At 43.7% G+C, this 20,234-nt stretch carries 16 protein-coding genes; 9 read left to right on the top strand and 7 right to left on the bottom strand.

Going from position 1 to position 20,234, the window contains the following annotated elements; genetic code table 11:
• Positions 1-12: 12 nt before the first annotated feature.
• From BQ7997_RS11985 to BQ7997_RS11975, 3 genes are all read right to left on the bottom strand, one after another.
• The gene (locus tag BQ7997_RS11985) at positions 13-3,036 is read right to left on the bottom strand and encodes a SusC/RagA family TonB-linked outer membrane protein (protein ID WP_073346683.1); all 3,024 of its coding nucleotides are present in this window, start codon (positions 3,034-3,036) and stop codon (positions 13-15) included.
• 88 nt (positions 3,037-3,124) lie between these two features.
• Complete coding sequence (locus BQ7997_RS11980) at positions 3,125-5,335, bottom strand: glycoside hydrolase family 97 protein (protein ID WP_073346681.1); 2,211 nt, start codon at positions 5,333-5,335, stop codon at positions 3,125-3,127.
• Between the two features lie 198 nt (positions 5,336-5,533).
• A complete protein-coding gene (locus tag BQ7997_RS11975; RefSeq protein ID WP_073346679.1) occupies positions 5,534-7,387 on the bottom strand; it encodes a glycoside hydrolase family 13 protein in 1,854 nt (617 codons plus the stop codon).
• A 243-nt stretch (positions 7,388-7,630) separates the two neighbouring features.
• Between BQ7997_RS11975 and BQ7997_RS11970 the strand changes: the two genes are divergently transcribed.
• Positions 7,631-9,223 carry a DUF6377 domain-containing protein gene (locus BQ7997_RS11970; protein ID WP_073346677.1) on the top strand — a complete coding sequence of 531 codons (1,593 nt, stop codon included), beginning with the start codon at positions 7,631-7,633 and terminating at the stop codon, positions 9,221-9,223.
• 75 nt (positions 9,224-9,298) lie between these two features.
• Positions 9,299-10,699: an alkaline phosphatase gene (locus BQ7997_RS11965; RefSeq protein WP_022137369.1), complete on the top strand. Its 1,401-nt coding sequence runs from the start codon at positions 9,299-9,301 to the stop codon at positions 10,697-10,699.
• Positions 10,700-10,772: 73 nt separating this feature from the next.
• Here the strand turns inward: BQ7997_RS11965 and efp are convergent, their stop codons facing one another.
• Positions 10,773-11,339: an elongation factor P gene (gene efp, locus BQ7997_RS11960; RefSeq protein ID WP_022137368.1), complete on the bottom strand. Its 567-nt coding sequence runs from the start codon at positions 11,337-11,339 to the stop codon at positions 10,773-10,775.
• A gap of 192 nt (positions 11,340-11,531) precedes the next feature.
• Between efp and rpmH the strand changes: the two genes are divergently transcribed.
• The 7 genes from rpmH to BQ7997_RS11925 all read left to right on the top strand — a co-directional run bounded on the left by rpmH (position 11,532) and on the right by BQ7997_RS11925 (position 17,039).
• Positions 11,532-11,693: a 50S ribosomal protein L34 gene (gene rpmH, locus BQ7997_RS11955; RefSeq protein WP_005678985.1), complete on the top strand. Its 162-nt coding sequence runs from the start codon at positions 11,532-11,534 to the stop codon at positions 11,691-11,693.
• A gap of 369 nt (positions 11,694-12,062) precedes the next feature.
• Positions 12,063-12,713: a PASTA domain-containing protein gene (locus tag BQ7997_RS11950; protein WP_073347381.1), complete on the top strand. Its 651-nt coding sequence runs from the start codon at positions 12,063-12,065 to the stop codon at positions 12,711-12,713.
• A gap of 26 nt (positions 12,714-12,739) precedes the next feature.
• A complete protein-coding gene (locus BQ7997_RS11945; protein ID WP_097677796.1) occupies positions 12,740-13,813 on the top strand; it encodes an RluA family pseudouridine synthase in 1,074 nt (357 codons plus the stop codon).
• Positions 13,810-14,784, top strand: a complete 975-nt coding sequence (locus BQ7997_RS11940; protein ID WP_073346675.1) for a D-alanine--D-alanine ligase — start codon at positions 13,810-13,812, stop codon at positions 14,782-14,784. Before BQ7997_RS11945 ends, BQ7997_RS11940 begins: the two co-directional genes overlap by 4 nt.
• A gap of 7 nt (positions 14,785-14,791) precedes the next feature.
• Positions 14,792-15,940: a 1-acyl-sn-glycerol-3-phosphate acyltransferase gene (locus tag BQ7997_RS11935; RefSeq protein WP_073346673.1), complete on the top strand. Its 1,149-nt coding sequence runs from the start codon at positions 14,792-14,794 to the stop codon at positions 15,938-15,940.
• Entirely contained in the window at positions 15,937-16,632 is a 696-nt protein-coding gene (locus BQ7997_RS11930; protein ID WP_073346671.1) for a NigD1/NigD2 family lipoprotein, read from the top strand. Before BQ7997_RS11935 ends, BQ7997_RS11930 begins: the two co-directional genes overlap by 4 nt.
• Before the next feature lie 14 nt (positions 16,633-16,646).
• Positions 16,647-17,039 (top strand): rhodanese-like domain-containing protein, encoded by a 393-nt coding sequence (locus tag BQ7997_RS11925; RefSeq protein WP_083589223.1) that lies wholly within the window; start codon positions 16,647-16,649, stop codon positions 17,037-17,039.
• A gap of 113 nt (positions 17,040-17,152) precedes the next feature.
• On the opposite strand, the gene BQ7997_RS11920 is transcribed toward BQ7997_RS11925, so the two are convergent.
• From BQ7997_RS11920 to BQ7997_RS11910, 3 genes are read right to left on the bottom strand one after another with little or no spacing between them, the layout of a single operon-like run.
• Complete coding sequence (locus BQ7997_RS11920; RefSeq protein WP_073347378.1) at positions 17,153-17,863, bottom strand: DUF5041 domain-containing protein; 711 nt, start codon at positions 17,861-17,863, stop codon at positions 17,153-17,155.
• A 21-nt stretch (positions 17,864-17,884) separates the two neighbouring features.
• Positions 17,885-18,838, bottom strand: coding sequence for a Rossmann-fold NAD(P)-binding domain-containing protein (locus tag BQ7997_RS11915; protein WP_073347377.1), 954 nt, complete (start codon positions 18,836-18,838; stop codon positions 17,885-17,887).
• A 40-nt stretch (positions 18,839-18,878) separates the two neighbouring features.
• Positions 18,879-20,132: a glutamate-5-semialdehyde dehydrogenase gene (locus tag BQ7997_RS11910; RefSeq protein WP_073346669.1), complete on the bottom strand. Its 1,254-nt coding sequence runs from the start codon at positions 20,130-20,132 to the stop codon at positions 18,879-18,881.
• Between the last annotated feature and the right edge of the window lie 102 nt (positions 20,133-20,234).

The raw sequence follows: 20,234 nt of genomic DNA, 5'->3' as shown, positions 1-20,234 counted from the left end.
TTTTTAGTAGGTTTAGAAATTAAGGCTCAAACCGATTAACGTAGTCAGAGGACGTGGATAAATATTGTTGTCCAACCCGTTTTCTACTTCTGGATCAAGTCCTTTGTATTTGCTGATAGTGAATACGTTTTGTACGGCTGCATATACGCGTCCGCCAATCGGAGCGCCGAACAATTTTTTAAACGAGTATCCCAAAGTGATGTTGTCACATTTCATGAAAGAAGCATTCTGCACGAAGTAATCGGACAGCAAGGTGTTGTCGTTCTTGCTTTGGATATTGTTTGCCACTCCCATCAACGGGCGGTTGTTAAGTGCGCCGAATGAATAGATGGAAGTCGGGTTGCAGTCGGAGCCACCTGCTTCGACAGAGTTATACACATAATTGTTCAAACTGGCGCGCAGTGAGAAACTGAAATCCCATGACTTGTAAGAAAGGCGGGAAGTAAGTCCCATAAGTACGTCGGCTGTCGGCTTCTTGTAGAAATAGCGGTCGTCACCGTTGATTGTTCCGTCTCCGTTGCGGTCTACAAATTCGTTTTCAATGGGTCTTCCGTTTTCGTCATACACCTGTTGGTAAACATAGAATGAAGAAGCCGGATGTCCTACGGCGTGCGCCATTGCTTTCATGTCACGTCCGCCGCCGATGTTGTCTCCGGCAGCAACATAATAATTTTCGCTATCTCCGGTGGTTAATTTAGTGATTTCGTTCTTGTTGTAAGTGATATTGAAACCAAGATCCCATGTCCAGTCGGTAGTTACAACCGGCTTGGAATTGATAGAGAATTCCACACCGGAGTTTTCCAGTGAGCCGACATTGGACAATACCTTGTTTTTGAAATTCGTTCCTGCGGAAACGAATACGCTGTTCAGCAAATCGGTGGTCTTGCGATAGTAATAATCCACTGAACCGTTGATGCGGTTGTTCAGGAATCCGAAGTCTACACCTACATTGTAGGTGGTGGTCTTTTCCCATTTCAGATCCGGGTTGTATGCATTCGGACGGTAAGTGATTCCCTCTCCCAGGATAGGATAGTAAGCACCGTCCTTGTTTGTTTCATAAACAGCCAGATACGGATAGTCTCCCGAATTGATATTCTGCTGACCGGTGATACCATAACCCAGACGAAGCTTTAAGTCGGAAAGTACGTCAACGTCTTTCAGGAAAGCTTCTTCTTTCAATTTCCATCCCAAGGCAAAAGACGGGAACAATCCCCAGCGGTTGTCTTTGTGAAAACGGGAAGAACCATCCTGGCGTACGGTTGCCGTAAACAGGTAACGATCCAGCAGTGTGTAGTTGACACGACCGAAGAAAGATACCAGATAACTTTCCGTAGCCGAACCACTTGCGGTATTATTGTAGCGCTGACCTCTGTTCTCCACCACATTGTTTGACAGCGGATAGAGTCCCCAATATTCCTGATCGGACGTATCATGGAAGTGTTGCCATTCATAACCTGCCATTACGTCGAAACGATGTTTGTCGGTGAAATCCTTGCTGTATTGCAGGTAGGCATTCAAAGAGAGGTTATACTTGTCTTTTTCTTCCCAGCCGTAGCTGCCATAATAGTTGTTGGTGGAGGAATAGGGAGAGACATCCGTATATTGCTTACCCGTAGAGAGATCCATACCGCCGTTCACATGAGCGTGCAAGTCCGGCAAGAAATGAAACTTATAGTCCAGTTCCAGATTACCGATCAAAGATTTGGAGATGGCGCGGTCGTTCTTTTCTTCCAATAAGGCGACAGGGTTACCGGGGGCATTACCGTTGAAAGTACGTTTCCATGTGTCATCATTCAAAGAAGAAGCATCCGTATTCCATTGGAAAAATCCATCGAAATAGTATTGATGGTAAGGATCGTCGGAACGGACAGACTGTGTAGGGTCAAAACTGACAGCAGAACCTACCGCATTGCCGTCAGCATAACGGTTCTTGGCAATCATACCTTTCAGGTTGGCATTCACTTTCAGATGATCCTGAAAGAAAGAAGGAGCCAGGCTGACAGATGCCGTATAACGTTCAAACTTGGATGTTTTCAGGATTCCGTTCTGATTGGTATAACCGAAAGAGACGCGGTAAGGCATATTTTTCAATCCACCGGAAATGGTGAGATTATGGTCTGTACTTACGGCTGCGCGGAAGATTTCTTTCTGCCAGTCGGTATTGGCGTTTCCTAGTTTGCTGTAAGCTTCGCTGTCCTCTCCCCAGATGTCCTTGATGAAAGAACGGAATTGGTTGCCATCCATCACGTCAACGGTCGATTTTACATTACTGACAGACAGATTACCGTCATAAGAAATGGTGGGACGTGCACCTGCCTGACCTTTCTTTGTCGTAATGATGATGACACCGTTGGAAGCACGTGAACCGTAAATAGCGGTAGCCGAAGCATCTTTCAATACGGTAAAGCTTTCAATATCATTCGGATTGACCATAGAAAGCGGGTTGGACAAACCTTTCACCCCTTTATTGTCCATTGCCAGACCGTCAATTACAATCAGCGGGTCGTTTTCCGCAGTCAGCGAAGAACCGCCTCGGATACGGATCGTTGCGCCCGCACCCGGAGCGCCGCCTTTGCTGACGACACTCACACCGGCAATCTTACCGGTCATCATGTCCTGCGCATTGGTAATCAGACCTTTGTTCAGTTTATCAGGTTTGATGGCAGTAACCGAACCTGTCATGTCATTCTTCTTCACCGAACCGTAACCGATAACGACTACCGCATCCAGTACTTGAGAATCATCTTCTAATGTTACCATTACGGTAGGTGCGGCTTTCACTTCCGCAGTTTTATAGCCGACGAATGAAACGGAAAGAATGGCATCTTTCGGTACATTCAGCATAAAGTTACCGTCGAAATCTGTTATGGTTCCGTTGGTTGTACCTTTCACCAGTACGTTTGCACCGATGACAGGCTCACCCGTTGTGTCTTTCACATGCCCCTTGACAGCTATTTGCTGTGCAAATGCTCCAATGGAAAGGAAGAGTCCTACCAACAATACAAGCAGGGCTTTTAGTCTTAAGCTCTTTTTCATGTCTCTAATTTAAAGTTATTTTATCAAAATCAAATATTTCTCTCTAAAAAATACCTATTGAAAACTATATTCTCCCAATCTTATTCCCTTAATATTTCTTCAGTCCTTTTACTTCAGATTTATCCTTTACTTCCTTGATACTGATAGCATATCCGCCACCATTGACAGCACGCAGGTTCAGTTTGCTCTTGTTTGTGAGGATACCTTTTTTGATGGTATAGGCTTGCGGATTCTTTTCCCAGTCGGCATCTTTAGCGTCCGCGTAAACAGTGGCGACATATTGCTTGTCCGGAGTCAGGAAGTCGAACGTTAATTTGGAAGTATGACCGTTTTCACCTGCTGTGCAGCCTACATACCAGTCGTCAGTGCCTTTTGCCTTGCGGGCGATGGTGATATATTCACCCGGTTCTGCTTCCAGATACTTGGTTTCATCCCAGTCGAGCGCTACGTCTTTGATAAACTGGAAAGCGTCCATAAAGCGTTCGTAATTCTCCGGAATATCGGCTGCCATTTGCAGGGGGCTGTACATGGTCACGTACAATGCCAACTGACGGGCGATGGTAGAGCGTACCTGTGAATTGTTTGCAGGATTCATCTTGTTACAGTGAGTTTCGAAGATTCCCGGAGTGTAATCCATCGGGCCACCGACCAGACGGGTAAAAGGAAGGATGGTAGTATGATATACTTTGTTCCCGCCGAATGACTCATATTCAGTTCCACGTGCGGATTCGTTGCCGATCAGGTTAGGGTACGTGCGGCAGATACCAGTCGGGCGGGTTGCTTCGTGCGCATTTACCATGATTTTGTAGTCGGCCGCTTTCGTTACTGCATACAGATAGTGGTTGTTCATCCATTGTCCGTAGTGGTGTTCGCCGCGGGGAATGATATTGCCTACATAACCGCTCTTTACAGAATTATAACCATTGTCCACCATAAACTGGTAAGCCTTGTCCATATGACGTTCGTAGTTGCGGACAGATGCGGAAGTTTCGTGGTGCATCATCATCTTGATGCCTTTGCTTGCCGCATAACGATGAATCTCTTTCACATCGAAATCCGGATACGGAGTGACGAAGTCGAATACATAATCTTTGCTGTTGCCGAACCAGTCTTCCCAACCTTCGTTCCAACCTTCTACCAATACGGCGTCGAATCCGTTGGCTGCCGCGAAGTCAATATAACGTTTTACATTGGCAGTGTTGGCAGAATGCTTGCCGTTCGGTTTTGCTTTAGAGTAATCGGTTTCACCTAATTTTACGCTGGTCAATTCGTCGGTATAAGCCCAAGAACCTTTTCCGGTAATCATGTCCCACCAAACGCCGATGTATTTCACAGGTTTCACCCATGAAGCGGCATCCGCAATTTTGCAAGGCTCGTTCAGGTTCAGAGTGATGCGGGATGCAAGGATATTGCGGGCATCATCGCTGACAATCACGGTACGCCATGGAGTATGGCTAGGAGTCTGCATATATCCTTTGTCTCCTTTTGCGTCAGGAGTCAGCCAGGATTCGAATACCATATTCTTGTCGTCGAGGTTCAGGTGCATACAAGAGTAATCAATAAGGGCTGCTTCGTGAAGGTTGATATATAAACCATCATCTGTTTTCATCATCAGTGCAGTCTGTACGCCTGTTTGTGAGAAAGGAGTCTGTGAAGAGTTCGGGGTAATGGCTTCTTTCATCAAACCTCTGATTTCCGACAGGCGGGAGATGGTATAATCATATTCCTGAGTATCATAATCACCCGGTATCCAGTAAGCGATATGGTCGCCTGCCATCGCAAATTGGGAGTGTTCTTCTTTGATGATGAAATAGTTCAGGGATTTCTGCTGCGGGAATTCGTAGCGGAAGCCTAAACCGTCATTGAACAAACGGAAACGAATGAGGATGGAACGGTCATTCATTGGCTGATACAAGTTTACTGCCAGCTCATTATAATGATTGCGGATTTCTTTTTCTTCTCCCCATACCGGTTGCCAGGTTTCGTCGAATGTGGAAGTCTTAACGTCTTTCACTTCGAATCCGTTATAAAGATTCGTCTTTGAATCAAGCTTGGTCAGATCCCTGCGGTCTACCCAGTCGAAGTCTGTGCGGGTATTGTCTTCTTTCTTTAATTCCAGTCCCAAGGTACTGGGTTTGATAACCGTTTTTCCTTTATAAATCAAGTCGTACGTAGGAGCACCTTCCTTGTTAACTTGGAAGGTCAATACCAGATTTCCATCCGGTGAAGTCAGTTTCTGTTGTGCGTTCGCTATAAACGGGATACAGAGAATTGCGATAAGCAAAAGATTCTTTTTCATTTTATTTTTATGGTATTAAATTGTGAGCTAACTGATAATTTTATTCTTTTTGTTTCGGATATTGCAAATGTAGCGACCGTCTGGACTGAGTCTGTCAATTAGAATAAAAATACAAGTTAGTATGAAGTTTATTGTTTTGATTTATAGTTGAATAAGCATTCTGTGAATACGGATAAATATAAGTCGTAGTGAACATTTTTAGAAGGATAAAAGGTATATTCCGCGGCCCGGAAGTGTTAAATCCTTTCCTAACTCCATCTTTTTATCCTCTAATACATTGTATGCGGAAGAGCCGGGCAGTATTTCCTGATAAGAATTCAAGTCGATAGTCTGTTCCCGGTCTGTTCCGTTGAGGAAAACAACAACTGATTTGTCGCCTAGTTTTCTTTCGTATGCATATACGCCTTTATTCGGTGCGAAGTGTTTCAGTTTTCCTTTGGCTATGACTTCGTTTCCTTTTCTCCATTGGAGCAGCTTCTTCAAGTAAGAGAAAGCTTCATTCTGTTGCGGAGTGCGGTTTGCTGCCTCAAAGTAATTATGAGTATCGTTCTGCCAGCCGCCCGGGAAGTCACATCGAAGTAATCCGTCACCGTTTGCTTTATCGGCAGCCATTAAGATTTCAGTTCCGTAATATATCTGCGGAATGCCGCGTGTTGTCAGAAGGAATGCCAAGGCTTGTTTGTACCGGTTCAGGTTTTGGGTATCTGCTTCCGAACGGTAGAAACGGGAAGTGTCGTGATTATCAAGGAAAGTCAGCAGGTTCATCGGGTCGGCAAAGACGATGTCTTGTGACAGGTATTCATAAAGCCGGCATAGTCCGCCGTTCCAGTCGGTTGTTTCTTCGTCAAAGGCTTTGTTCATATGTTCCATCAATGGGAAGTCCATGACAGTGGGCAGGTAGGTATTTTTAGGATAGGTCAGTCTGCTGTCTTTCTGCCAGTAGGAGATAAGTACATTGCTGCCTAACCAGGTTTCGCCTACAATATTGAATTTGGGATATTCTTCGTTCACAGCCTTGCACCAATGAGCCATCATGTCAAAGTCTGCATAAGGGTGTGTATCCTGGCGGATTCCGTTAATACCGGCATACTCTATCCACCAGATACTGTTCTGAATCAGATAAGTAGCTACATGACGGTTTCGTTGGTTGAAATCCGGCATAGCCTGGCTGAACCAACCGTCAACAGCGATTTTCTTTTCATAATCAGACGCGTACGGGTCTAGTTGGGTAGCAGTCTTGAAGCTTGTCTGTACATAGTTTCCTTTGAAGTTGAACCAATCTTTGGAAGGCATATCCTTATATAGATAGTTTTCATCTCCACAGTGGTTGAAAATCATATCCATTACCACTTTCATTCCTTTGGCATGTGCCTGGTCTACAAGATTCCGGAATTCCTCGTTACTCCCGAAGCGGCGGTCTACCTGGTAATAATCAGTGATGGCGTAGCCGTGATAAGAACCTTCCTTCATATCATTCTCCTGAATCGGATTCAGCCATATGCTAGTCACTCCTAAATCTGCCATGTAATCCATATGCTTTTCTATTCCTTTGAAATCACCGCCATGGCGGGCAAAGGCATCGTTGCGGTCTACTCTCGCTTCCAACATTCCGGGAATTATGTCATTGGAAGGATCACCGTTTGCGAAACGATCCGGCATAATAAGATAAAGCACATCGCCGGAGTCGAATCCTTCCACTTCGGAAGCATCCGGCTTTCTTTGTTTGAGTTCGTAAGGAATGGCAGTTTGTTTTTTACCTTGTTTCAGGATAATATTGAATGTCTGCGGAGTTGCTTCCGACGTATTCAGATAGATAATGAGATAGTTCGGATTTTCTTGTTTAACTACCTCTTGCAGAGTGATGTCACGGGAAGAGATGCTGACTTCTGCAGACGCTATATCTTCACCGTATAGCAAAACTTGCAGTTCCGGGTTTTTCATTCCTGCCCACCAAAAAGTAGGGGCTACTTTTTTTATACTAATTGCGGCATATACAGGACTGCAACCGAATAGTAGTACAAGTAAGATTACAAATAGAAAATTCTTTTTCATGGTAACATAGATTTTAAATGTTTGCTCGGAGAACCGATGTTGCAAATGTAGGGGGATAGGATGCAGTATTTTGGGACTAGAATATAAATATAAATACCTCTGATGATTATTGTGTTGACAATGAGGATATTGACGGCTGACTGACTATAAGAAAATACAAGTAGGAATTAAAATTATTTTGACCGTATATTTCATAATCATTACTATATTCATTATATTTGTGACATCTTTAAAAAGTGACCTATGAGAAATATAACCTATATCTTCGCTTTTCTTTTAGTTTGCCCGATTTTGCTATTTGCAAAACAGACAGATAATGCGGCAGTTCTTAAAAGGCTGGATGATATTATAAATAAGAAAGAAACCTTTCAGATTCAGAAAGAGAAGGATATTGATGCTTTGAAAGTGCAACTTGCCCATTCGGTTACTCCTGCTGATAAATATAGGTTATATGGTTCGTTATTCGATGCCTATCTTCATTATCAGGCAGATTCTGCGCTTCATTATATAAATAGGAGACAGCAGATTCTTCCTCAACTGGAACGTCCGGAATTAGCAAACGAGATAATCATTGACCGCGCCACGGCATTGGGAGTGATGGGAATGTACATTGAAGCCATGGAAGAACTGGAGAAAATAAATCCGGCGAAGTTGGACGAACAAACATTGTTGTCCTATTATCAGACGTATCGTGCCTGCTATGGCTGGCTTGCAGACTATACCACCAATCGGGAAGAAAAGAAGAAATATCTGAAGAAGACTGATCTATACCGCGACTCCATCATAAGTATTATGCCGCCGGAAATAAACCGCACGATTGTATTGGCAGAACAATGCATCGTCACAGGCAAAGCTGATACGGCTTTGGTGATGCTTGGTGACGCGCTGAAAGATGCGGCCGACGAGCGTCAGAAAGTATATATATATTATACGATGTCCGAAGCGTATGGGATGAAAAAAGATACGGAACAAGAAGTCTATTATCTGATATTGACAGCTATTGCTGATTTGGAATCTTCTGTCAGGGAGTATGCTTCGTTGCAGAAGCTGGCGCACCTGATGTATGAATTGGGTGATGTAGACCGCGCTTACAAATATCTGAGCTGTTCGATGGAAGACGCCGTAGCTTGCAATGCCCGCCTGCGTTTTATTGAGGTGACCGAATTTTTTCCTATTATCGACAAGGCTTATAAACTGAAGGAAGAAAAAGAACGTGCGGTTTCACAGGCAATGCTTGTCAGCGTCAGTATGCTATCTTTCTTTCTTCTCATTGCCGTTTTCTATTTGTATCGCTGGATGAAGAAACTGTCTGCCATGCGGCGTGATTTAAGTTTGGCGAACAAACAAATGCAGGCAGTAAACAAAGAACTAGAACAAACGGGGAAAATTAAAGAAGTATATATCGCCCGTTATCTCGATAGATGTGTCAACTATCTGGATAAACTGGAAACTTATCGCCGTTCATTGGCAAAATTGGCTATGGCATCCCGTATCGAAGACCTGTTCAAAGCCATAAAGTCCGAGCAGTTCATCCGTGACGAACGGAATGAATTTTATAATGAGTTCGACAAGTCCTTCCTGAAACTGTTCCCTAATTTCATTACCGCTTTTAATGATTTGCTGGTAGAAGAGGGGCGCATATATCCGAAATCCGACGAACTGCTGACAACGGAACTCCGTATTTTTGCCCTTATTCGTCTGGGAGTGGTAGATAGTAACAAGATTGCCCATTTCTTGGGATATTCTCTGGCTACCATTTATAATTATCGTAGCCGGATGCGTAACAAGGCTGCCGGTGATAAGGACAGGTTTGAGCAAGATGTGATGAATTTGTAATATGGCATCCGGTTAATTTCTTCTTTTTTTTCCTATCTTTGTAGACGACTAATCTAATAATAAACTTACTAAAAAATGAAAAAGTTAATCTACACACTGTTCTTTGTCCTTATCTCCGTTGTTGCAAACGGTCAGGCAAAGTACGTATTCTATTTCATCGGGGATGGGATGGGAGTGAACCAAGTGAATGGTACGGAGATGTACCAGGCCGAACTTCAAAACGGACGTATTGGTGTCGAACCTTTGTTATTCACTCAATTCCCGGTTGCTACCATGGCAACTACTTTCTCTGCGACAAATTCAGTAACCGACTCTGCTGCCGCAGGCACTGCATTGGCTACGGGGCAGAAAACGTATAATCATGCTATTTCTGTAGGAGAAGATAAGAATGCGATTCAGACAGTAGCCGAAAAAGCGAAGAAAGCCGGCAAGAAAGTAGGTGTCACTACTTCTGTTAGTGTAGACCATGCCACTCCGGCCGCATTTTACGCACACCAACCGGACCGTGGTATGAATTATGAAATTGCCCTTGACTTACCAAAGGCTAATTTTGACTTCTATGCAGGCGGTGGTTTCCTGAAACCGAATACCTCTTTTGACAAGAAAGAGGCTCCGAGTATTTTCCCTATTTTTGAAGAAGCAGGATATACAGTGGCGCGTGGTTACAATGACTATAAAGCGAAAGCCGGCAAAGCTGACAAAATGATTCTTATCCAGGAAGAAGGAGCAAATCCGTCCTGCCTGCCTTATGCCATTGACCGCAAAGAGGGTGATTTGACATTGGCACAGATTACCGAAAGCGCTATCGACTTCCTGACGAAAGGCAAGAACAAAGGCTTCTTCCTGATGGTAGAGGGTGGAAAGATCGACTGGGCTTGCCATGCTAATGACGCCGCTACTGTGTTCAATGAAGTGAAAGATATGGACGATGCTGTTAAGGTAGCTTACGAATTCTATAAGAAGCACCCGAAAGAAACTTTAATTGTTGTCACTGCCGACCATGAAACAGGTGGTATCGTACTTGGTACAGGAAAGTATGCGTTGAACCTGAAAGCATTGCAATATCAGAAACATTCTGCTGATGGACTTTCACAACGTATCAGCGAATTGAGAAAATCAAAAGGCAATAAAGTGACTTGGGAAGACATGAAAACATTCCTTGGTGAGGAAATGGGCTTCTGGAAACAATTTCCTATCTCTTGGGAGCAGGAAAAGAAATTGCGTGATGAATTTGAAAAGTCATTCGTGAAAAATAAGGTAGTATTTGCAGAAAGCATGTACTCAAAAAGCGAACCGATGGCTGCACGTGCCAAAGAGGTGATGGATGAAATATCTATGGTCGGCTGGGTAAGCGGCGGACACTCTGCAGGTTTTGTTCCGGTATTCGCTATCGGAGCCGGTTCTCACTTGTTTGGTGAAAAGATAGACAATACTGAAATTCCGAAGAGAATTGCCAAAGCGGCAGGATACAAATAAGAATAGAACCGTATGTATATAAAAATAGCCGGAAGTCCAATGACTCCCGGCTATTTTTATATGTTCTTGTAAATTATGCTTTCACGCGTCCTACGTAAGAACCGTCGCGAGTATCAATTTCGATTGTTTCGCCTTCGCTGATGAACAACGGAACACGAACAGTTGCGCCTGATTCTACAGTGGCAGGTTTCAATGTGTTAGTAGCTGTATCACCTTTCAATCCTGGCTCTGTGTAAGTTACTTTCATCTGAACTTTAATTGGCATATCAGCGTAAAGTACAGTTTCTGTAGAAGCATCGGAAACTACATCCAATACCATACCTTCGAGCAGGAAGTCAACACCGTTAATCAAATCGTGAGCGATAGGGTGCTGGTCAAAAGTTTCCTGATTCATGAAGATATAATCTTCTCCCTCTTTATATAAGAATTGGTAGGGACGACGTTCAACACGTACATCTTCCAGTTTTTCACCGATGTTGAAACGACGTTCCAGAACGTATCCGCTAACTACATCTTTCAGTTTAGTACGCATGAAAGTGTTACCTTTACCTGGTTTTACATGCAGGAATTCAATACAGAAATAGAGCTTTCCGTCCATACGGATACAAGTTCCGTTTTTGATGTCTTGAGCATTAATCATACTGCTGTTTTTCTTTTTATATTATTGTAATTTAATTGTTTTCACGGGAAATCGAGTGCAAAAGTAATCTAAATCGGTAAAAAACACAAAAACTTTTGAGCAAAAATGAGTTATCTCTTGGTTAATTTAAAAAAAGTGCCTATTTTTGCAGCCCGATTACGTAGAATAATAACATAAAAACAAGATACAGTAATGAAAAGAACATTTCAACCCTCTAACAGAAAGAGAAAGAACAAACACGGTTTCCGTGAGAGAATGGCATCCGCTAACGGTCGTAGAGTGTTAGCAGCCCGCCGTGCAAAAGGCAGAAAGAAACTGACTGTTTCTGATGAGTACAACGGACAGAAGTGGTAATCAGTTGCCATCATGGAAACAAAAAAGGCGGAGACCAAATTCTCCGCCTTTTTTGTTTCCATGATTTTTTGAAAAATAGAATGTTAAAAGACTCCGTTGTTGGCACTCGTTTATTGTTTTTTGCTTTTCTTTGTAGCCGAATATAGAAAAACATAAGCAAACATATACGATGAAAGAATATATCCGGGACTTGAAAACCCGTATAATCATAATAAGGTTGTTGAAATCTATAGGAGTGGGGATTATAGTTGCAGCAATTCTGGCGATGATTAGTGTCCTTGCATCGTAAATGAGGACATTTTTCATCGCCTACTTTTCATAAATTCAACTATTTTGTCGTATCTTTGGCGCATATTAACAGCAATGCGTATGACTATTAAAGAATTCTTTTCTTTTAAAACAAATAAATTTTTCTGGTTGAATATTATCGCCATGATTGTGGTGGTGATAGTTATGGTATTCGGTGTGTTGAAATGGCTTGACATACATACGCATCATGGGGAAACTGTCATGGTGCCTGATGTGAAAGGTATGACGGTGGAAGAAGCCACAAAAATGTTCCGCAATTACGGGCTGGTATGTGTGATTTCCGACACCAAGTATGTCAAGGATGAGGCGGCAGGTATAATTCTTGAACTGAAGCCGGGAGTTGGAGAAAAAGTAAAAGAAGGCCGTACTGTCTACCTGACGGTCAATACATTGGATATTCCTTTGCGCGTCATTCCTGATGTCGCTGATAATAGTTCCCTTCGGCAGGCGGAAGCCAAGTTGCAGAGTGCCGGTTTCAAGCTGACTGAAATTCAGTTGATACATGGCGAGAAAGACTGGGTGTATGGTGTGAAGTATCAGGGACGCCAGTTGACAGCAGGAGAAAAAATACCTATGGGTGCTTCCCTGACGTTAATGGTAGGAGACGGAGCAGGCGATATGGCCGAAGAAGACTCCATAGATACCGATGCGGATACGGAAAAGCCTGTGGCATCGGAAACATCACCTGCTCAAGACGATAGTTGGTTTTAATTGATAAATAACAGAAACAGACTCACATGATAGAGGAAGAACTTCCGGACGGACTGGAAAATGACTTGGATGATATAGAACCTGTCGGTGACGAAGCCCAACTTTACGAACACTTCCGTGTGGTTGTAGACAAAGGTCAGGCGATGGTCAGAGTCGACAAATATCTGTTCGAACGTATTGTCAATGCTTCGCGCAACCGTATCCAAAAAGCTGCCGAAGACGGATTCGTTATGGCTAACGGCAAACCGGTGAAGAGTAGCTATAAAGTGAAGCCGTTGGACGTCATCACGGTGATGATGGATCGTCCGCGCTATGAAAATGAAATTATTCCTGAGGATATCCCCCTTACTATCGTTTATGAAGACCCGTACCTGATGGTTGTGAACAAACCTGCAGGACTGGTAGTGCATCCGGGACACGGGAATTACCACGGTACACTGGTCAATGCCCTTGCCTGGCACATGAAGGATAATCCCGATTATGACGCGAACGACCCGCATGTCGGACTTGTTCACCGGATTGACAAAGACACTTCGGGATTATTGGTGATTGCCAAAACACCGGACGCTAAAACAAATTTGGGACTTCAATTCTTTAATAAAACGACCAAACGCAAATATCGCGCTCTGGTATGGGGAATTGTAGAACAGAATGAAGGGACTATCATCGGTAATATCGCCCGCAATCCGAGAGACAGGATGCAAATGGCGGTGATGTCCGACCCGACGGTGGGCAAGCACGCCGTAACCCATTATCGCGTATTGGAACGGTTGGGATACGTCACTCTCGTGGAATGTATTCTGGAAACAGGGCGTACACATCAGATTCGTGTTCATATGAAACATATCGGCCATGTGCTGTTCAATGATGAACGCTATGGCGGCCATGAGATACTGAAAGGAACTCATTTCAGTAAATATAAACAGTTTGTAAATAATTGCTTTGACACTTGTCCCCGGCAGGCTTTGCATGCTATGACGTTGGGATTTGTGCATCCCGTCACAGGTGAAGAGATGCACTTTACTTCCGAACTTCCGGATGACATGACCCGGCTTATCGAGAAGTGGAGAGGCTATATCAGTAATAGAGAATTAGAATGAAACGCAACATTGCTATCGTAGCAGGGGGAGATACCTCTGAAATCGTAGTTTCCCTGCGTAGCGCACAGGGCATTTATTCCTTTATAGATAAGGAAAAGTATAATTTGTACATTGTGGAGATGGAAGGCCGTCGCTGGGAAGTACAATTGCCGGACGGAAAACGAATTCCGGTGGACAGAAATGATTTTAGTTTTACGAACGGAACGGAAAAGGTGGTGTTCGATTTTGCCTATATCACCATTCATGGCACACCGGGTGAGGATGGCCGCCTGCAAGGCTATTTCGACATGATGCGTATTCCGTATTCCTGCTGTGGGGTACTGGCTGCTGCCATTACTTACGATAAATTTGCCTGCAACCAGTATCTGAAAGCTTTTGGGGTGCGCATTGCCGAATCACTGCTGCTGCGCCGTGGACAATCGGTTTCCGATGAAGACGTGATCGAAAAAATAGGTTTGCCCTGCTTCATCAAGCCCAGTCTGGGCGGTTCGAGCTTCGGCGTTACGAAAGTAAAAACGAAAGAACAAATCCAACCTGCCATTGTTAAGGCTTTCGGAGAAGCGGAAGAAGTGCTTGTAGAAGCATTTATGGAAGGAACGGAGCTGACTTGCGGTTGCTATAAGACCAAAGAGAAATCGGTGGTATTCCCGCCTACGGAAGTGGTGACGCACAATGAGTTTTTTGATTACGATGCAAAATACAATGGTCAGGTAGATGAAATCACACCTGCGCGTATTTCGGACGAACTGACCGGACGTGTGCAGATGCTGACTTCGGCTATCTATGACATATTGGGTTGCTCCGGCATTATCCGTGTGGATTATATAGTGACTGCCGGTGAAAAGCTTAACCTTCTCGAAGTGAATACAACTCCGGGAATGACTGCTACCAGCTTTATACCCCAGCAAGTGCGTGCTGCCGGACTGGAGATAAAGGATGTGATGACCGATATTATTGAAAACAAATTTTAATCGCGTTATGGATTTGACAGAGTTTAATGATATTCGCCCTTATAATGATGAGGAGCTTCCTCAAATCTTTGAGGAACTGATTGCTGATCCGGCTTTTCAGAAAGCCGCCACAGGAGCTATACCGAACGTCCCATTCGAACTTCTGGCGCAGAAAATGCGTGCTTGTAAGACAAAACTGGATTTCCAGGAAGCATTCTGCTATGGCATTTTGTGGAAGATCGCTGCCGACCATACGGCCGGATTGACCCTTGACCACACTGCTATACCGGACAAGAGCAAAGCCTATACTTATATATCAAATCATAGGGATATTATCCTTGATTCGGGTTTCCTTTCCATTTTGCTGATCGACCAGGGAATGGATACCGTGGAAATTGCGATTGGGGATAATCTGCTGATTTATCCCTGGATTAAGAAACTGGTTCGTGTCAACAAATCCTTTATTGTGCAGCGGGGATTGACCATGCGGCAGATGCTTGAATCCTCGGCACGGATGTCACGTTATATGCATTACACCATTTCGCAGAAAAAACAGTCTATCTGGGTTGCGCAGCGTGAAGGGCGTGCGAAAGACTCCAATGACCGTACACAGGATAGTGTCCTGAAGATGCTGGCAATGGGTGGTGAAGGTGATTTGGTAGAGCGTCTGATGGAAATGAACATTGCTCCGCTTGCCATTTCATATGAATATGACCCTTGTGATTTTCTGAAAGCACAGGAATTTCAATTGAAAAGGGACGTAGAAGGATATAAGAAGACCACGCAGGACGATTTGATTAATATGCAGACTGGTCTGTTCGGATATAAGGGCAGAGTCCATTTCCAGGTTGCCCCCTGTCTGAATGATGAGTTGCAACGTCTGGATCGTTCATTGCCTAAACCGGAACTGTTTGCCCGTATTTCTTCTTGTCTCGACCGTAGAATCCATCGTAACTACCGTATTTATCCGGGTAATTATGTGGCTTACGATTTGCTGAACGGTACGACGAAGTTTGCGTCTAACTATACCGAAGAAGAGAAACGACAGTTTATAAACTATATTGAGCAACAATTGGGTAAGATAAATATTCCGAATAAGGATGAGGAGTTTTTGCGTGAGAAGTTGTTATTGATGTATTCCAATCCGTTAGTAAATCATTTAGCTGCCTGCCAATGAGAAGAAGTAAATTACATATAGTCTGGTTGTGGGGATTGCTATTCCTGATGACTGCTTGTGGAGATGACGACTATTATTATCCTTCGGTGCAACTGGAATTTGTTACAGTAGTGTCCGGTGAGGATGGTAGCATACAGACGCTTATCCCCGATAAAGGGGAGTCGTTGCCTGTATTGGAAGACCGTACAAAGTCTGCTATTTCTCCGAATACTTCCAGACGTGTAATGAGTAATTATGAACTGCTGACGGGCGGTGTCCGTATTTATTCTTTGCAGTCACTTGTGACGCCGGAGCCCAAGCCGGAAGATGATCCGGTTTATAAAGACGGCGTAAAGACTGATCCTGTAGAGATGGTCAGCATTTGGCTTGGACGGAATTATCTGAATATGATTCTGAATCTGAAAGTCAGCACCGGCAAGGGACATGTTTTCGGCATAGTGGAAGATATATCCGAACTGGAAACAAAAGGCATTGTAAATATGTTATTATATCATGATGCGAACAGTGATGCGGAGTATTACAACCGGCGTGCTTATATCTCTGTTCCTTTGGAGAAATACGTAGATGCGGAAAATCCTGACCGGGTGATAAAGATTAAGTTTAAATATTACAAGTACGGTGAGGACGGGACTGGCGAAGAGTCAGACAAATATTGTAATCCCGGATTTGACTATATCCCGGAACTGAATTGAAGAATTGAGTATATATGTTTAAAATGAATCAACTAATCGTGGGACTATTTTTATTTCTTTCTTCCCTCTTCTCCTGTCAGCAGAAAGGGGACTTTCAGTCAATGAATGTAGAGGATTTCGATACTCTTATTCAGAATGAGGATATACAGCGCCTGGATGTCCGCACATTGGCCGAATATTCGGAAGGGCATATCGCAAAAACGATTAATATCAATGTGATGGATGATTCTTTTGCTGCAATGGCAGACTCGTTATTGCAGAAAGACAGACCGGTGGCTGTATATTGCCGTAGTGGCAAACGAAGCAAGAAGGCTGCTGCTATTCTGGGCGCGAAAGGCTATAAGGTCTTTGACCTTGATAAGGGATTCAATTCCTGGCAGGAAGCAGGTAAAGAGACGGAACGTTAATTTGAACAGTAGTAATTATAGGATATCGGACACGGATTAGCCAACTTATAGATTATAATCCGGAAATGTAAAAAATAGTTGCCTGACCCGTGCCTGATAAATAAAAGATTGAATCATTCTTTCTTGTCAGATTTGAATTCTATCCCTATTGTATAATAATGTGGTATATCTTTTAGTATTTCCGCTTTCATTTCCGGGTCAATTTCTTTCTCTCCGCAGAATCGGATGATGTTATATTTCTTGTCCAACCAGGCTGAACCGTATAAAATCAGGGGAATTTTGAAATGTTCTTCTTCTCCCTCTTTTATAGTCTGAAATTTGAATGGGCGCGGATAATAAACGTAAGAATGATATTTCTCTACCGGCCGCAATTTTAAGGGCACACCGCCCCGCATGGCTCCAGGTACGTTAATGGTACAGACTGAAGTTGAATCATTGGACTTTCTAAGATACACTGCCAGTTCTTTTATTTCTTCCCATTCGTTTTTTCCTTCCGGAATATGTTTTATTTCCCGGAAAGCTTGCCGGTGTTCTTCCGGTACTACATTCAACGACTGGATATTGTTTCCAAGCCTGATGCTATGTGCTTGCTTGGGTGATTTTCCTTTTTCGTATTCGTCTACATAGACGTTGACTGAATATGTTTTGTTCAGGAACTCTTTCAAGTCGAAACGGAAAATATGAGTATCCATAGCTTCCAGTACATTGTAGATGTCTTCTAATTGCGGCTCTGATTTTATTACCTGAGGGCTTTTCTCCTGGGCATTTGCTATGCCTGCAAGAGACAGGCATAGCAAAATGGCTGTTAGTTTGTTTTTTCTCATGTGCATATGTTTTTTGTAATGCTAGATGCTTTCAAGCAATTTCTTCAGAACGACTGTTGCCGAGATTTCACGGTTTGCAGCTTCCGGAATTACGATTGATTGCGGACTTTCAATGACATCATCCGTGACAATCATATTTCTGCGAACCGGCAGGCAGTGCATGAAATAGGCATTGTTGGTAATAGCCATCTGGCGGTCGCTTACTGTCCATGCGCGATCTTTGCTCAATATCTGTCCGTAATTGTCACCTGCATAGGCAGCCCAGTTTTTGGCATATACAAAGTCGGCTCCTTCAAAAGCCTTCATCTGGTCATACTCTACCTTGGCATTTCCTACAAATTCGGGAGCCAGTTCGTATCCTTCAGGGTGGGTAATGACAAAATCATAATCGGTAGCGTTCATCCATTCCGCAAAAGAATTTGGAACGGCCTGCGGCAATGGACGGGGATGCGGTGCCCAGGTCATGACCACTTTCGGACGTGGAGTTTTCTTATACTCTTCAATTGTAATCAAGTCAGCGAAACTCTGTAGCGGATGGCGGGTTGCAGCCTCCATGGAGAATACCGGACGTCCCGAGTGTTGGATGAATTGATTCAGAATCGTTTCCTGATAGTCAAAATCACGATTCTCGAAACGGGCGAACGAACGTACTCCGATTATATCACAGTAGCATCCCATTACAGGGATAGCCTCTAATAAATGTTCCGGCTTGTCGCCATCCATGATAACGCCCCGTTCGGTCTCCAATTTCCAGGCGCCTTGGTTGATATCCAGCACCATAACGTTCATCCCCAGATTAAGCGCAGCTTTCTGTGTGCTGAGACGGGTGCGCAGGCTGGAATTGAAGAAGATCATCATTAATGTCTTATTCCTACCCAGTTCTACATATTTGAAGCGATCGTTCTTGATTTCAAATGCTTCTGCAAGGGCCGATTTTAAATCGCCGATGTCCTGTACACAAGTAAATTTCTTCATTTTATCTATCATTAATTCGTTATTGTCTTATGAATTCATTCTACCATCTTGTCTGTCCATCTCCTTCGATGATCCACTTGTAAGAAGTGATTTCTTCCAGTCCCATCGGGCCCCGTGCATGCAGTTTCTGCGTGCTGATACCTATTTCGGCTCCTAAGCCGAATTGTGCTCCGTCGGTGAAAGCGGTGGATACATTAGTATATACACAAGCGGCATCTACTATCTTTGTAAACAACGCCGCACGTTCCTTGTTTTCCGTGACGATACATTCGCTATGCTTCGAACTATTTTCCTGAATATGCCCCAAGGCATCTTCAAAGCTCTTCACAGTCTTGACGGCCATTTTGTAATCCAGAAACTCCGTTCCGAAACTTTCTGCCTTCGCATGCTGCAAGAGTTCGGCAGGATAGTGCCCTTCTAATGCCTGATAAGCCTGCTGATCCGCATAAATAATCACATGGCTGTCTTTCAATTTCTCGCAAAGCCCGGGAAGTTCAGCCAGCCTTTTCTCATGCACGATAGTACAGTCCAACGCATTACATACACTCACCCTGCGTGTCTTGGCATTATGGATAATATCTGCCCCCTTGCTTACGTCTCCAAACTCATCAAAGTAAGTATGGCAAATACCAGCCCCCGTTTCAATAACGGGAATCCTTGCATTTTCGCGTACAAAATTGATAAGCCCGCTACTTCCCCTGGGAATAATCAAATCAACATAGCCTACTGCATTTAGTAGCGCTGCCGTAGCTTCTCTGTCTGCCGGAAGCAGTTCTACAATATGGGGATTGACATTGAATCTTTTCAATACTTCATGAATCACACTGATAATAGCCCGATTGGAACAGTCAGCGTCACTTCCCCCTTTCAGCACGCAAGCATTCCCGCTCTTCAGGCAAAGAGAGAACACGTCGAAACTGACATTAGGGCGAGCTTCGTAAATAATCCCTATTACTCCGAAAGGTACGCTGATCTTTGTCAACTTCATCCCATTCGGGCGGACAGTCTCTTTCAGCACCCTACCCAAAGGAGAGGGGAGTGTAGCTACATTACGTGTATCCGCCGCAATACCTTTCAAACGCTCTTCCGTCAATTTCAACCGGTCGTACTTCGGATCATTTTTGTCCATTCGTGCGAGATCTTTTTCATTCTCTGTAAGAATGAAAGACGTTTCTGCAACCGCTGCGTCAGCCACTGCATTTAAAATCTGATTGATGGTATCATCATTCAGCAAGGCTAATTCCCGACTTGCTGCCTGCACGGCAGCAAAGGTTTCGTTTAAATCTGTAGTCATTTGCTCCTTTTTTGCATTAAATGGAAAGATAAACTATGCAAATATAGTGAATGATGTGAATAAAACTAGTTGAAAAACAAAATAAATGTTGGGCAGCTATTT

The organism is Bacteroides congonensis (assembly GCF_900130125.1).
Taxonomy (GTDB): Bacteria; Bacteroidota; Bacteroidia; order Bacteroidales; family Bacteroidaceae; genus Bacteroides; species Bacteroides congonensis.
Note: the sequence above shows the minus strand (reverse complement) of the source record. Positions and strands in the feature narration are given on the sequence as shown.

Coding starts and splice junctions, on each gene's coding strand:
- BQ7997_RS11965 (WP_022137369.1), top strand. CDS start 9,299: ATGAAAAAGTTAATCTACACACTGTTCTTTGTCCTTATCTCCGTTGTT.
- BQ7997_RS11980 (WP_073346681.1), bottom strand. CDS start 5,335: ATGAAAAAGAATCTTTTGCTTATCGCAATTCTCTGTATCCCGTTTATA.
- BQ7997_RS11970 (WP_073346677.1), top strand. CDS start 7,631: ATGAGAAATATAACCTATATCTTCGCTTTTCTTTTAGTTTGCCCGATT.
- efp (WP_022137368.1), bottom strand. CDS start 11,339: ATGATTAATGCTCAAGACATCAAAAACGGAACTTGTATCCGTATGGAC.
- BQ7997_RS11930 (WP_073346671.1), top strand. CDS start 15,937: ATGAGAAGAAGTAAATTACATATAGTCTGGTTGTGGGGATTGCTATTC.
- BQ7997_RS11945 (WP_097677796.1), top strand. CDS start 12,740: ATGATAGAGGAAGAACTTCCGGACGGACTGGAAAATGACTTGGATGAT.
- BQ7997_RS11940 (WP_073346675.1), top strand. CDS start 13,810: ATGAAACGCAACATTGCTATCGTAGCAGGGGGAGATACCTCTGAAATC.
- BQ7997_RS11935 (WP_073346673.1), top strand. CDS start 14,792: ATGGATTTGACAGAGTTTAATGATATTCGCCCTTATAATGATGAGGAG.
- BQ7997_RS11985 (WP_073346683.1), bottom strand. CDS start 3,036: ATGAAAAAGAGCTTAAGACTAAAAGCCCTGCTTGTATTGTTGGTAGGA.
- BQ7997_RS11920 (WP_073347378.1), bottom strand. CDS start 17,863: ATGAGAAAAAACAAACTAACAGCCATTTTGCTATGCCTGTCTCTTGCA.
- BQ7997_RS11915 (WP_073347377.1), bottom strand. CDS start 18,838: ATGAAGAAATTTACTTGTGTACAGGACATCGGCGATTTAAAATCGGCC.
- BQ7997_RS11950 (WP_073347381.1), top strand. CDS start 12,063: ATGACTATTAAAGAATTCTTTTCTTTTAAAACAAATAAATTTTTCTGG.
- BQ7997_RS11910 (WP_073346669.1), bottom strand. CDS start 20,132: ATGACTACAGATTTAAACGAAACCTTTGCTGCCGTGCAGGCAGCAAGT.
- rpmH (WP_005678985.1), top strand. CDS start 11,532: ATGAAAAGAACATTTCAACCCTCTAACAGAAAGAGAAAGAACAAACAC.
- BQ7997_RS11975 (WP_073346679.1), bottom strand. CDS start 7,387: ATGAAAAAGAATTTTCTATTTGTAATCTTACTTGTACTACTATTCGGT.
- BQ7997_RS11925 (WP_083589223.1), top strand. CDS start 16,647: ATGTTTAAAATGAATCAACTAATCGTGGGACTATTTTTATTTCTTTCT.